This is a genomic window from Vibrio spartinae, from assembly GCF_024347135.1.
In the GTDB taxonomy this organism is placed as follows: Bacteria; Pseudomonadota; Gammaproteobacteria; order Enterobacterales; family Vibrionaceae; genus Vibrio; species Vibrio spartinae.
Genome location: NZ_AP024907.1, coordinates 3,151,465 through 3,163,146, shown reverse-complemented (window position 1 = coordinate 3,163,146; position 11,682 = coordinate 3,151,465). Strand labels below are relative to the sequence as shown.

Here is an 11,682-nt window from a genome sequence, read left to right as displayed (position 1 = left end):
AAGCTTATTATACTGTCGGTGTGTCTTGGGATTTTCTGACTGGGTACGACAAACTTACAAGAAGCGAATAATATTTTGACTAATTTTGCCACACGACTAAAGTTGGTTGCTCAACAACCGGGTATCGTCAACGCTTTTAATCGGGGTGTTGAGCGAGAGACGTTACGATATACCAAGGATGGACAGTTAGTACAGACACCACACCCGGAAGCATTGGGTGCTGCATTAACAAACCAGTTTATTACGACAGATTTTGCAGAGCAGTTGCTTGAGTTTATTACACCGGTGAGTCAGGATATTTCGACTTTGGTTCAGCAACTATCCGACATCCATCGTTTTGCGCAGGTCACAATCGGTGACGAGGGGCTATGGCCAATGTCAATGCCTTGCTATGTCGGCGATGAAGAGAATATTCAACTCGCAAAATATGGGACGTCGAACATCGGTAAGATGAAAACGCTGTATCGTCAGGGATTAAAGAATCGTTACGGCAGCCTGATGCAGATTATTTCCGGGGTTCATTTTAATTTCTCTTTTCCGGAATCCTTTTGGGATGCTATATACGGTACGCAGTCTGACAGTGAACGCTGCGCCTCAAAGTCAGAAGCTTATCTGGGCGTGATTCGAAACTACTACCGGTTCGGCTGGTTACTTCCTTATCTGTTTGGTGCATCGCCAGCATTATGTTCATCATTTATTAAAGGGCGTGAAACGTCGCTGCCTTTTGAAAATATTGGTGAAACGTTATTTCTGCCACATGCAACCTCGTTACGACTGAGTGATTTAGGTTATACCAATAGTGCTCAGAGTACTCTCAAAATCGGTTTTAATAGCCTCGAACAGTATCTTGAAGGGCTTCGTCAGGCGATTCATTCTCCATCGGAAGAATTTGCTCAGATTGGTGTGAAAGTCAATGATGAGTACAATCAGCTGAATAGTAATGTGCTTCAAATCGAAAACGAATTATATGCCCCGATTCGACCCAAGCGAGTGACTCAAAGTGGCGAAAAGCCTTCTGAAGCATTGGCTAATCGAGGCATTGAATACATTGAAGTGCGTTCATTGGATGTTAATCCATTTAGTCCGATAGGCATTACTGAAACTCAAATACGTTTCTTAGATCTTTTCCTGACTTGGGCGGCATTATCGGACTCAGAACCGATGGATGACTGTGAGTTAAGTTGTTGGAGAGAAAACTGGCAAAAAGTCATTCTGGAAGGAAGAAAGCCCGGATTAGAGCTGCAAATCGGGTGTCATGGTGAAGTGCTGACTTTACAAGCTTGGGCGAAGCGGGTTTTCGGTGAGTTAAAGCTCGTCGCTGAATGGATGGATCAAGCCGCGGGTGATCACGCTTATCAGGATGTTTGCGAACAATTATCTCGTTGTATTGATCTGCCGGAAAATACATTATCCGGACAGTTCTTGGAACAGATTAAGCAGTCTGGTGGATTAGGGAAAACAGGCAGAGCGCTTGGTGGCGTTTATCGTCAGTATCATCTGGCACATAATTATCAGTATTACTCGCAAAAATTGATGGAAGAAGAAGTCACTCGTTCTATGATGGAGCAAGATCAGATTGAACAAAATGATCGTTGTGACTTCGATGCATTTTTGCAGCAGTATTTTTCTTATTTGGATACTCAGGAAGAACAGCCGGCCCAGGCTGCATGTGAATGATCACTGGGAACACAGATGTCGGGTTGTCGCTGTAATGACTCGTGCCTAAACATCAAAGTTTAGTGACGGTTATTTGAGATAACGTCGTACGACCAACGAGATACAATTGATGCTGATTGTTCGAATCAGTCGAAATGGAGAATTGTTATTATGCCATTATTAGATAGTTTTACGGTGGATCATACACGTATGAATGCCCCAGCCGTCCGTGTTGCTAAAACAATGAATACCCCGAAAGGCGATACGATTACGGTGTTTGATTTACGCTTTACCATACCGAATCAAGATATCCTTTCCGAGAAAGGTATTCATACATTAGAACACTTATTTGCGGGCTTTATGAGAGCTCATCTCAATGGTAACGGTGTTGAAATTGTTGATATTTCCCCGATGGGATGTCGGACTGGCTTCTACATGAGCTTAATCGGTGCACCTTCTGAGCAGCGAGTTGCTGATGCTTGGTTAGCCGCAATGCAGGATGTACTGAAGGTTGAAGACCAGAACAAAATTCCGGAATTAAACATTTATCAATGCGGAACTGCAGCGATGCACTCTCTGGGTGAGGCGAAAGACATTGCCAAAACTGTGATTTCAAGTGGTATTCGCGTGAATCAGAATGATGATCTGGCGCTACCGGAATCAATGCTTCAGGAACTGAAAGTGGACTGATTGTTCCTGACAGCTCATGTTCACAAAAAAGCTTGGCTCTGTGCCAAGCTTTTTTACTTTTAACGGGTGTGTCAGTTGATTCTAAATACTGAAGTTAAAGCCATCACCAATGATCAGTTATCAATGATCTGTTATAAAAATAATGCGTTACGACTTTTTGGCTTGATCCGGAAAAACCTTGACGAGCTTAATTCTATTTTCTTCAATATCAATAATTTCCATCGCATGTTGGGCAACATTGAGACTGAGTTGAGTTTGAGGTATATCTTCCAGATGCTCCAGAATTAAACCATTTAAGGTTCTTGGTCCGTTGGTTGGTAATTTCCATTTCAGGCTTTTGTTGATATCCCGAATGTTGGCGCTGCCTTCTATTAAGAAACTACCATCACTTTGCGGTGTTATTTCATCCGCAAGGCTTGGAGAAATCGAGGTCGTAAACTCGCCAACGATTTCTTCAAGAATATCTTCAAGCGTGACGAGGCCATTGATGTCGCCATATTCATCAACAATCAGTCCAATCCGTTCTTTATTTCTCTGGAATTTCAGCAATTGCACATTGAGTGGCGTCGATTCCGGAATGAAGTACACCTCGTCTGCGGCACGAAGTAACATCTCTTTATTAAACTCGTTTTTCTCAAGCATCAGACGGAAGGGGTCTCTGAGTTTTAAAATACCCACGACTTCGTCAATTTTATCCCGATAGAGAACCACTCGACCATGAGGTGAATGGGTTAACTGACGGACGATCGATTTCCAGTCATCATTGATATTAATACCGGTAATTTCATTACGAGGGACCATGATATCGTTTACGGTGACGTGCTCTAAATCAAGAATAGATAACAGCATGTCTTGATGTCGTTTCGGAATCAGCCCGCCCGCCTCATTAACCACGGTTCTCAGCTCTTCCGAACTGAGATGATCACCACCACCTTGTCGTGCCGATACACCCAGCAGCTTAATAAATCCGTTGGTAATTAGATTGACGAAGAACACCAGTGGAGACAGGAGTTTCATGAGAATCATCAGTAGCAAACTACTGATATAAGAAACTTTTTCTGGGTGGAGTGCGGCGAGTGTTTTCGGTGTGACTTCGGCAAAGACCAAAATCACCAGTGTCAAAATACCGGTTGCAATCGCAACACCCATGTTGCCACCTAGCCGCATTCCGAGAATCGTAGCAATTGCGGAAGCGATAATATTGACTAAGTTATTGCCGATCAGAATCAGACCAATCAGACGGTCTGGGCGGCTTAATAGTTTTTCAACACGCTTTGCACCTTTATGGCCCGTTTTAGCCAGATGCTTCAGGCGATAGCGGTTCAATGCCATCATGCCTGTTTCTGAACCGGAGAAATATCCTGAGATGATGATAAGACACGCAAGTAGCGTAAATAAGACACCAGTTGATATGTCGTCCAAAATTAATGACTTCCTTTATTGATGTTGTGATCTTTATGGCTGAACGCTGTTTTTCTGTCAATCCATAAAGTATTTCAACAAGTTAATGTAAGATGAATTCTCGGACAAAACGGCTACCGAAGTAAGCCAGAGTTAAAATGAAAGCCCCGGCAATCGCAAACCAAGTCACCTTTCTTCCCCGCCATCCTTTCTGATAGTGGCCCCACAGAAGCACGGTATACACAATCCAGGCAATGACCGACAAGATTCCTTTGTGTGCTTTCCCTTGAGCAAAGATTTCTTCAATGAAGATAAAACCGGTGATTAAGGTACCAGTTAACAGCAGATTACCGATCAGAATGATACGGAATAGTTGTCTCTCTATTTGGAGTAAAGGAGGGAGATTCGGATTAATCGCTAATGATTTTTTTGTTTTCAGTTTATGATCTAACCAAGCTAATTGGAGCGCATACAGTGCACCGATTGTCAGTGTTGAATAAGAGAACAGCGCCAGGAAAATGTGAATTAGCAGCGGCAGGTTATCTTCCATGTGAGTGATGAAGTTTCCGGGGAGACTTGCTGCTGCCGACAAATTAATTGCCGCAAAACAGTAAACGACGGGCAGCATAAACCACAACCGAGTTTTTAGCATCGCACCGCTCATCACTAAGCCAATGATGAAACTGATGAGAGACCCCACGTTCAGAATACTTAGATTCTGGCCGTTAGGATGAAAGATCAGATCGCTGAGTAACCACGCATGTAATAGCAGCGCAGTTGCAGCAAAAATCAACACGGCCTTTGCTTTGATGCCCGTTTGATTGACCAGTCCCGGAATGATGGTTGCAATAGCGAGAAAGTAAAAAAGCGAAGCAACTATTGCGATAAATTTATCCATATATCTCATCAAAAAAGATTGTAAAGAAGATGAATTATACATGGCTAAGTGTCAATGAGCCACGGTTGACTACTTAATTTTGAATGACATAAAACAAATCGTTTACAGCCGAAATGAGTGGTTGCCGATTTCGCTGGAATATCGAGGCCAGAGAAGTAATATCGATGACTGAACAGATATGACTATCTGCTTTGGCTAAGGTATACTCGGACCTAATTTATAGAAATTCACAGCACCGCGAAGAGATGCAGTATGTTTGAGAATCTAACTGATCGTTTGTCCAAGACGCTGAAGAATATCAGTGGTAAAGGTCGTTTGACCGAAGAAAACATCAAAGAAACCCTGAGAGAAGTGCGGATGGCTCTGCTTGAGGCTGATGTTGCACTTCCTGTTATCCGTGAATTTGTCAAGCGGGTCAAAGAAGGTGCCGTTGGCGTCGAAGTCTCCAAATCGCTCACGCCGGGGCAAGAATTCATCAAGATTGTACAAGCGGAACTTGAAGCGGTGATGGGGGCCTCAAATGAAGCGCTGAACCTTGCCGCTCAGCCACCGGCTGTGGTTTTGATGGCGGGCTTACAAGGTGCAGGTAAAACAACCAGTGTCGGTAAGCTGTCGAAACTACTGAAAGAACGAGATAAGAAAAAAGTCTTGGTTGTTTCCGCAGACGTTTATCGTCCTGCCGCAATCAAACAATTGGAAACACTGGCAAGTGATATTGGCGTTGACTTCTTTCCTTCAAGTGCAGACCAGAAACCGATTGATATTGCTTTAGCTGCAATTGATCAGGCGCGGAAACAGTTTTACGACGTTCTCATCGTCGATACGGCAGGGCGCTTAGCTATCGATGAAGAGATGATGTCTGAAATTCAGGATCTTCATCGTGCGGTTAATCCTGTTGAGACGCTGTTTGTTGTCGATGCAATGACAGGTCAGGATGCTGCAAATACCGCCAAGGCTTTTGGTGATGCGCTGCCTCTGACGGGGGTGGTCTTAACGAAAGTTGATGGGGATGCTCGGGGTGGTGCCGCGCTATCTGTTCGTTATGTGACTGGAAAGCCAATCAAATTTTTGGGTGTCGGAGAGAAAACCGATGCTTTAGAACCCTTCCATCCTGATCGCGTTGCCTCACGTATTTTGGGGATGGGGGATGTGCTTTCTCTCATTGAAGATTTACAGCGTAACGTTGATCAGGAAAAAGCCCAGAAACTTGCTCAAAAGTTTAAAGAGAAAAAAGGCTTTGATTTGGAAGACTTCCGGGAGCAGCTGGGGCAGATGCAAAATATGGGTGGCATGATGGGAATGCTGGATAAACTTCCCGGAATGGCAAACATGAAAGATGGCATCAAAGATAAAGTTGATGATCGGATGTTCAAACAGATGGAAGCGATTATCGGCTCGATGACAATGAAAGAGCGTCAGAATCCCGATGTGATTAAAGGATCCCGGAAGAAGAGAATCGCTGCTGGTTCCGGCACTCAGGTTCAAGATGTGAATCGGTTACTGAAGCAGTTTACGCAAATGCAGAAAATGATGAAAAAAATGCAGAAAGGCGGCATGAAAGGCATGATGAGAAATATGCAGGGGATGATGGGTGGTGGTTTTAACCCATTTGGACGGTAAGTTACTGCAGTTTCGACATGTTGACGCACAATGGCTAAAAAATAGCTAAAGCCCTTGCAATGACTCTGAATAAGAGTAAAATTCGGGGGCTTTAAATTGGCACGAGACCCCAATCGACTGTTCTGAAAAACAGTTCTTGGGGTTAATTTTATTATATAAGCAAGCAAAGAGGACGATATGGTAACCATTCGTTTGGCACGTCACGGCGCTAAAAAGCGTCCATTTTATCAAATTGTAGTTGCGGATAGCCGCAACGCTGCTACTGGTCGTTTTATTGAGAAAGTAGGCTTCTTCAACCCGACTGCATCTGGTCAGGAAGAAGGTCTTCGCCTTGATCTGGATCGTGTAAACCACTGGGTTGGACAAGGTGCATCTCTGTCTGAACGTGTAGCAAAACTAGTAAAAGACGCTCAAAAAGCGGCTTAATCTATTGGTAGATGACTAGTAAATGTCGATGGAAGGTCAAGACAAAATGAGTGAACCGAAAAGTAAAATTGTTGTTGGTAAGTTTGGATCAACTTACGGCATCCGCGGTTGGCTTAAGGTTCTTTCCTTCACAGACAATCCGGAAAGTATTTTTGATTATAGTCCTTGGTATATTAACCATAAGGGAGAGTGGATTGAGTACAAAGTTGAAAGCTGGAAACGCCATAACAAAGGGATGGTGATAAAGCTTGAAGGGTTGGATGTTCGTGAAGACTCCCATCTTTTAACCAATTTTGAAATTTCAGTCGACTCTGCTTCATTACCTGAACTGTCAGAAGATGAGTTCTACTGGCGAGAATTATTTGGGATGCAGGTGTTCACCACAGGTGGCTACCATCTGGGTGAGGTTATTGACCTCATGGAAACCGGCTCAAATGATGTTTTGGTTGTGAAAGCGAATCTAAAAGATGCTTTTGGACAAAAGGAACGTTTAATTCCGTTCCTCGAAGAGCAAGTGATTAAGAATATTGATCGCTCCGCTCAACGGATCGAAGTTGACTGGGATCCTGGATTCTGATTCCACGGTACAGAGCGAGAAAATGATGTGGGTTGGCGTGATTAGCCTTTTTCCTGAAATGTTTCGTTCTGTGACTGATTATGGCGTCACAGGTCAAGCGGTAAAAAAAGGGTTACTATCAGTTGAAGTCTGGAATCCGAGAGACTTTACGCATGATAGACATCGTACAGTTGACGATAAACCCTATGGGGGTGGGCCTGGTATGCTCATGATGGTGCAGCCTTTGCGTGATGCCATCCATGCGGCCAAAGCATCCGCTCCCGGAAAGACGAAAGTTATATACCTTTCTCCACAGGGACGAAAACTCGATCAATGTGGGGTTGAAGAACTGGCAGCAGATGAAAATTTAATTTTGATTTGCGGTCGGTACGAAGGGGTTGATGAGCGTATTATTGAGTCTGAAGTCGATGAAGAGTGGTCTGTCGGAGATTTTGTTATGACTGGTGGTGAATTGCCAGCAATGACAATGATTGATGCAGCAGCTCGGTTTGTCCCCGGTGTTCTTGGGGATTTTGCATCAGCAGAAGAAGATTCTTTTGCTAATGGATTGTTGGATTGTCCACATTATACGCGCCCGGAAGTATTGGATGGGAAAGACATTCCCGCCGTATTGAAATCGGGGAATCATCGTGACATTCGTCGTTGGCGACTGAAACAGTCGCTAGGCCGTACTTGGCTAAGAAGACCGGAGCTCCTGGAAAACCTAGCTCTGACTGACGAACAGGAACAGTTACTAGTTGAGTTCATTCAAGAGTATCAAGCTAAGTAACTTCAATTAATTGAGTATCAGTTTATTCTAGGAAAATTAACAATGAGTAATATCATCAAAGCTCTTGAGCAAGAGCAAATGAAACAAGACCTACCTCAGTTTGCACCAGGCGACACTGTCGTTGTGCAAGTCAAGGTTAAAGAAGGTGAGCGTGAGCGTTTACAGGCATTTGAAGGTGTTGTAATCGCTGTTCGTAACCGTGGTCTTCACTCAGCATTTACCGTTCGTAAAATTTCTAACGGTGAGGGTGTTGAGCGTACGTTCCAAACACATTCTCCTGCTGTTGACAGTATCGAAGTTAAGCGTCGTGGTGCAGTACGTCGTGCCAAGTTGTACTATCTACGTGAACGCTCTGGTAAGTCTGCTCGTATTAAAGAGAAACTTACTAAGAAGTAATGCTGTCTCAGACATGCGTTCTCAAAAAAACGGAGCCATCAGGCTCCGTTTTTTTATGTCTTCTCATGATACGAGATATTCAGAGAACTGAACTAATCCCGAGTATCTTCAGCGACAGTGACTGGAATGGTGATCTCTTTGCCTTTTCTGATGACATCGACATGAATGGTTGTCCCCGGACGCAGATCGGTCACTAAATCCATGACGCTTTGACGTCCGTTAATTTTTTTACCATCAATTTTTATAATGATATCTTGAGGCTTAAAGCCTGCTGAAGCTGCCGGCCCATTCGGATCGACACCGAGAACAATGATCCCACCGATATGTTCATTCCCGAGAAGCCGAGATTCAACCGAACTGATATCCTGCCCGTCAATCCCGATATACCCTCGAATCACGCGTCCGTCAGCAATGATTTTTTCCATAATCTTATTGGCAAGCTTATAGGGAATGGCAAAAGAGATACCGTAAGTTTCCAGATCAGTTGCTTGCTGAAACGAAGCCGTATTGATACCGACAAGTTCACCTTGGGTATTGACTAAAGCGCCACCAGAGTTACCTTCGTTGATCGCCGCATCCGTTTGAATAAATGCTTGTCGACCATCAATGCTGATTGAAGAGCGCCCCGTCGCCGAAATAATTCCGAAAGTGGTCGTTTGACCTAGGTTATAGGGGTTACCAATCGCGAGGACGACATCTCCGACCTGCGGCGAATAGTTTGGATTTTGAGGAATAACGGGTAAGTTCGAGTCTTCAATCCGGAGTACGGCAATATCTGAACGACGGTCTTTACCGACCAGTTGTGCTGCTGCAACCCGGCCGTCCTGAAGTGCAACGATCACTTGATCGGCCTGAGCAATGACGTGGTAATTGGTGATTATATAGCCTTTTTCACTGACAATGACGCCAGAGCCCAAACCTTGTGTTGATAACTTTGAGCGGTCATTAGCAGCATATTTACGGCTATAAATGTTAACCACTGCCGGTGCAGCTCTGCGCACCGCTTGATTGAAAGTAATTTGCAGCGAGTTGATATTGGTTGGTTGTGGGTTCTTTGCCGGTGGGAAAATATGGCTTCTCAAAGAAGGAACAGAAATGACGATGACGAGTGCGGTCACTAATCCAATTCCAACAGAACGAAGTAAGTTAGCTATCATATTTCAATCCACAGAACCATTATAAACATGTATATAGGGTGGAAAGAATAGCACTCTCTGAATCAATAGAAAATGGGCCTTTCATCAGAAAGGCCCAATAATGAATGGAATTAACGAATGACGAGGTAGATGGTGCGATCATCACGCTGAATATTCAAAGCTAGAATACTTGGTGATTTCTCCAGAACCTTTCTCAACTCAGCAATATTTTTCACACGCTGTCTGTTCAGACCGATAATGATATCGCCTTCTTGAAGCTGATAACCTTCAGCTGGAGACCCTTTTTCAACATGAGTCACTTTGACCCCTTGGATTGGGTCGCTTGAAGTCGTGTTAGACAGCTCGGCGCCAGATAGTCCTTCATACAGGGCTTTAGCCTGAGTTTTGGTCTCATTCTGTTTACCTAGTGTGACATCGAATGTTTGTTCTTTTCCATCTCTGAGGATACCCAGTTTCACTTTCTTACCTGCACCGAGTGTCGCCACTTTGGCACGCAGTTCAGAGAAAGAATCAATATTTTTACCATTGATGGAGATAATGATGTCACCTGCTTTTAACCCAGCTTTATCTGCGGCACTATCCGGGACGACTTGACTGATAAAAGCACCTTTGCTCGATTCATAACCCATCGCTTGTGCCAGCTCTGAAGTCACTTCTCCACCTTGAACACCAAGCATCCCACGTTTGACTTCACCGTATTCGAGGATCTGATCCGTCAGGTTTTTCATCATGTTGGCTGGAATCGCAAAACCAATGCCCACATTGCCGCCATTCGGGCCAAGTATCGCAGTGTTAATCCCGATCAGTTCGCCTTTTAGGTTCACCAGTGCGCCACCCGAGTTACCACTATTAATTGCGGCATCGGTTTGGATGAAGTTTTCGAAGTTTTCAATATTCAGTCCGCTTCGACCTAAAGCAGAGATAATGCCGGAAGTGACGGTCTGTCCCAGACCGAATGGATTACCAATCGCAACTGCGAAATCACCAACCCGGATTTTGTCTGAATCGGAGAGTTTGATTTGAGTGAGATTTTTCGCTTTATCCAATTTAATCAGCGCGATATCTGACATTTTATCGCCACCGACGAGTTCGGCTTTATATTCACGACCATCATAGAGTTTTACTCGGATTTTGTCGGCACCGTTAATCACATGGTAGTTGGTGACGACATACCCTTTGTCTGCATTAATGATGACCCCTGAACCCAGTGCTTTAAAAGGACGTTCCTGGAGCTGTTCAGTTGGAAAGTTCGGGCCAAAGAAGAAACGGAATTGTTCTGGCAGGCGTTGATGAGATACTTGTGTCCCTTCAACAGCGATAGAAACGACGGCTGGTGTCACATGCTCAAGCATTGGCGCCAGGCTTGGTAATTGCTCTCCGTTAACGGCAATAGGCAGAGCTGCCGCTGCTGGTAGCGGGGTGATGATCGAACTCATGCATAATGATAGGGTTGCTAATGCAAGCAAAGGTTTTTTCATCTTAAAACTCCTCTTTGGAAATCACCTGTTGTAACTATTTGATATCTTGATATAAAATTTTCAACAGCGTCAGTGTGTTTTAAGACTCAAAAACCTTAGCAAAGTTCACAAAAATTTTTAATTTGGTTGCGCGTTAATAATATCTTTTGAGTGGATGATCGGTTTTTCTTCATTTCTTAGCTGGCCTGAAGCGCCCAACGCGTAGTCTTTTGGCGGCAGGCTTTGATCCTGAGATTCTTGCGATTCAACCTCTTGGTGTTTGGCGATTGTTTTGATGAATGGATTATCTTGCTCAGGAAGATTCGGAATCAGCTCTGAAGATGTTTTCGCTAAATGTTGATAGAGCTTGGTATAATCTTTGCCTATTGTGTCCAGCATCTCTGCGGTTTGGGCAAAATGATCCATTAGCTCTTGCCGTTGTTGCTCCAGCTCAAACTTCGTATTATCCAAGTCTTTTTGTACGGACTTCTGGTTTTTATATTGAGGGGTTGTCAGGCGAGTGATCACGACACCGACGACACATCCAATCAGCAAACCTATGATGGTATAGATCCAAGGCATAACCGCTCCTTATTGTTGTTATTTAACATGTTTTTTACCAAAAGGTTACACAT

12 protein-coding genes are annotated in these 11,682 nt (G+C 44.0%); 7 read left to right on the top strand and 5 right to left on the bottom strand.

All coding sequences use genetic code 11. From position 1 onward, the window contains the following. The first annotated feature begins 75 nt into the window (after positions 1-75). Positions 76-1,677 (top strand): glutamate--cysteine ligase, encoded by a 1,602-nt coding sequence (gene gshA / locus OCU60_RS14150; protein WP_074371843.1) that lies wholly within the window; start codon positions 76-78, stop codon positions 1,675-1,677. A 150-nt stretch (positions 1,678-1,827) separates the two neighbouring features. Continuing rightward, positions 1,828-2,346 (top strand): S-ribosylhomocysteine lyase, encoded by a 519-nt coding sequence (luxS, locus tag OCU60_RS14145; protein ID WP_074371842.1) that lies wholly within the window; start codon positions 1,828-1,830, stop codon positions 2,344-2,346. A 147-nt stretch (positions 2,347-2,493) separates the two neighbouring features. Here luxS and OCU60_RS14140 read toward each other — a convergent pair whose 3' ends face one another. Together OCU60_RS14140 and OCU60_RS14135 are read right to left on the bottom strand one after the other, a co-directional pair. Then, positions 2,494-3,768: an HlyC/CorC family transporter gene (locus OCU60_RS14140; RefSeq protein ID WP_074371841.1), complete on the bottom strand. Its 1,275-nt coding sequence runs from the start codon at positions 3,766-3,768 to the stop codon at positions 2,494-2,496. 82 nt (positions 3,769-3,850) lie between these two features. Next, positions 3,851-4,645, bottom strand: a complete 795-nt coding sequence (locus OCU60_RS14135) for a cytochrome C assembly family protein (protein ID WP_074371840.1) — start codon at positions 4,643-4,645, stop codon at positions 3,851-3,853. Positions 4,646-4,897: 252 nt separating this feature from the next. On the opposite strand from OCU60_RS14135, the gene ffh reads away from it, so the two are divergent. From ffh to rplS, 5 genes are all read left to right on the top strand, one after another. Next, on the top strand, positions 4,898-6,265 hold the full coding sequence (gene ffh / locus OCU60_RS14130; protein ID WP_074371839.1) for a signal recognition particle protein: 1,368 nt from the start codon (positions 4,898-4,900) through the stop codon (positions 6,263-6,265). Between the two features lie 177 nt (positions 6,266-6,442). Further along, the gene (rpsP, locus tag OCU60_RS14125) at positions 6,443-6,691 is read left to right on the top strand and encodes a 30S ribosomal protein S16 (protein WP_074371838.1); all 249 of its coding nucleotides are present in this window, start codon (positions 6,443-6,445) and stop codon (positions 6,689-6,691) included. A 22-nt stretch (positions 6,692-6,713) separates the two neighbouring features. Beyond that, the gene (rimM, locus tag OCU60_RS14120; protein WP_074371837.1) at positions 6,714-7,268 is read left to right on the top strand and encodes a ribosome maturation factor RimM; all 555 of its coding nucleotides are present in this window, start codon (positions 6,714-6,716) and stop codon (positions 7,266-7,268) included. 25 nt (positions 7,269-7,293) lie between these two features. Further along, a complete protein-coding gene (gene trmD / locus OCU60_RS14115; RefSeq protein WP_074371938.1) occupies positions 7,294-8,037 on the top strand; it encodes a tRNA (guanosine(37)-N1)-methyltransferase TrmD in 744 nt (247 codons plus the stop codon). Between the two features lie 42 nt (positions 8,038-8,079). Next, positions 8,080-8,433, top strand: coding sequence for a 50S ribosomal protein L19 (rplS, locus tag OCU60_RS14110; RefSeq protein ID WP_074371836.1), 354 nt, complete (start codon positions 8,080-8,082; stop codon positions 8,431-8,433). A 92-nt stretch (positions 8,434-8,525) separates the two neighbouring features. Here the strand turns inward: rplS and degS are convergent, their stop codons facing one another. The 3 genes from degS to zapG all read right to left on the bottom strand — a co-directional run bounded on the left by degS (position 8,526) and on the right by zapG (position 11,629). After that, on the bottom strand, positions 8,526-9,590 hold the full coding sequence (degS, locus tag OCU60_RS14105) for an outer membrane-stress sensor serine endopeptidase DegS (protein ID WP_074371835.1): 1,065 nt from the start codon (positions 9,588-9,590) through the stop codon (positions 8,526-8,528). 110 nt (positions 9,591-9,700) lie between these two features. Beyond that, a complete protein-coding gene (locus OCU60_RS14100) occupies positions 9,701-11,068 on the bottom strand; it encodes a DegQ family serine endoprotease (protein WP_074371834.1) in 1,368 nt (455 codons plus the stop codon). Between the two features lie 117 nt (positions 11,069-11,185). After that, entirely contained in the window at positions 11,186-11,629 is a 444-nt protein-coding gene (gene zapG, locus OCU60_RS14095) for a Z-ring associated protein ZapG (protein WP_074371833.1), read from the bottom strand. Between the last annotated feature and the right edge of the window lie 53 nt (positions 11,630-11,682).

Excerpts from the sequence above, each read along its gene's own strand:
- luxS (WP_074371842.1), top strand. The coding sequence starts at position 1,828 with ATGCCATTATTAGATAGTTTTACGGTGGATCATACACGTATGAATGCC.
- OCU60_RS14135 (WP_074371840.1), bottom strand. The coding sequence starts at position 4,645 with ATGGATAAATTTATCGCAATAGTTGCTTCGCTTTTTTACTTTCTCGCT.
- ffh (WP_074371839.1), top strand. The coding sequence starts at position 4,898 with ATGTTTGAGAATCTAACTGATCGTTTGTCCAAGACGCTGAAGAATATC.
- rpsP (WP_074371838.1), top strand. The coding sequence starts at position 6,443 with ATGGTAACCATTCGTTTGGCACGTCACGGCGCTAAAAAGCGTCCATTT.
- rimM (WP_074371837.1), top strand. The coding sequence starts at position 6,714 with ATGTCGATGGAAGGTCAAGACAAAATGAGTGAACCGAAAAGTAAAATT.
- trmD (WP_074371938.1), top strand. The coding sequence starts at position 7,294 with ATGTGGGTTGGCGTGATTAGCCTTTTTCCTGAAATGTTTCGTTCTGTG.
- rplS (WP_074371836.1), top strand. The coding sequence starts at position 8,080 with ATGAGTAATATCATCAAAGCTCTTGAGCAAGAGCAAATGAAACAAGAC.
- degS (WP_074371835.1), bottom strand. The coding sequence starts at position 9,590 with ATGATAGCTAACTTACTTCGTTCTGTTGGAATTGGATTAGTGACCGCA.
- OCU60_RS14100 (WP_074371834.1), bottom strand. The coding sequence starts at position 11,068 with ATGAAAAAACCTTTGCTTGCATTAGCAACCCTATCATTATGCATGAGT.
- zapG (WP_074371833.1), bottom strand. The coding sequence starts at position 11,629 with ATGCCTTGGATCTATACCATCATAGGTTTGCTGATTGGATGTGTCGTC.